At 34.3% G+C, this 1259-nt stretch carries 2 protein-coding genes; both read left to right on the top strand.

Annotated elements, in window-relative coordinates:
• The first annotated feature begins 57 nt into the window (after window positions 1-57).
• Window positions 58-357, top strand: a complete 300-nt coding sequence (locus GOQ24_RS16615) for a transposase (protein ID WP_240142878.1) — start codon at window positions 58-60, stop codon at window positions 355-357.
• The gene (locus GOQ24_RS03925; protein WP_240142877.1) at window positions 354-1229 is read left to right on the top strand and encodes an IS3 family transposase; all 876 of its coding nucleotides are present in this window, start codon (window positions 354-356) and stop codon (window positions 1227-1229) included. The genes GOQ24_RS16615 and GOQ24_RS03925 overlap by 4 nt, the downstream gene beginning before the upstream one ends.
• Window positions 1230-1259: the final 30 nt, after the last annotated feature.

Raw genomic sequence — 1259 nt, forward strand, 5'->3', positions numbered from 1 at the left:
TGGACTTGGTAACTTAGCCTGGACATTAAGTTAAGCATAAAAACTTATCTTTGAATTATGAAAAGAATTAGAAAGGCCTACGATGCTGCATTTAAGCAGCAAGCCGTTGAACTGGCTAAGGAAAGAACAAACAAATCAGAATTGGCTCGTGAGCTTGGAATCAGACCTACATTATTGTATAAATGGTGTAAAGAAGCTCAAGAGTTAGGCGATGCTAGTTTTCCAGGCAATGGGAAACAAAAACTTACTCCAGAACAAGCAAGAATTAAAGAGTTAGAGAAGAAGTTAGCAGCTGTCGAATTAGAGCATGAAATATTAAAAAAAGCAATCGGCATTTTCTCAAAGACCGGCAAATGATTTACATGTTCATATTTGATCATGAACATGAATTTCCGATTGGGATTATGTGTAAGGTTTTAGAGGTAAGTAGAAGTGGTTATTATCATTGGAAACGGTCTCCTGTTAATAAAAGACAACAAGCCAAAGCAAATCTAAAACGTGTTATTACAGAAGTTTATCTAGAATTTAAACAGCGTTATGGCAGTCCTCGTCTTACAATAGAACTCAATGCACGAGGATATAAGATATCAAAACCTACCGTTGCTAAGTATATGAAAGAGTTAGGATTACGTAGTAAAGTAGCTCGACGATATAGAATAACCACAGACTCTGAACACAATTATTTAGTGGTTGATAATATTTTAGATAGACAATTTAAACAAACTGAACCAGGGAAAGCCTGGGTGTCTGACATTACTTATATCGCTGTTAAAGAAGGGTTTATTTACCTAACTACAATAATAGATTTATATGATAGAAAGGTTATTGGATGGAGTTTGAGTAAAGATATGTCAACAGAAAACACCACCTTAGCAGCCTTTAAAATGGCTAAAAAGAACAGAGCTTTTGAAGAAGGACTAATTTTCCATTCTGACCAAGGAGTACAATATGCAAACTACAAATTTGCCAACTACCTGAAGTCATTTAAGGTTGTTAGAAGTATGAGTAGAAAAGCAAATTGTTGGGATAATGCCGTAGCGGAAAGCTTCTTTAAATCCTTAAAAGTGGAGATGGTTTATGGAAATTTACAACTAAGTACAAAGAAAATGGAGTCTAAAGTCTTTGAATATATCGAAATGTGGTATAATAAAAGACGCAGACACTCCTACTTAAACTACCAGACAATCAACGAATTTAATCAAATAATAAATAGTAATAAAGCTGCTTAACTAATTGTCCAGATTTCGTTTGGATATCCA

The organism is Myroides sp. LoEW2-1, assembly GCF_009767705.1.
Classification (GTDB): Bacteria; Bacteroidota; Bacteroidia; order Flavobacteriales; family Flavobacteriaceae; genus Flavobacterium; species Flavobacterium album_A.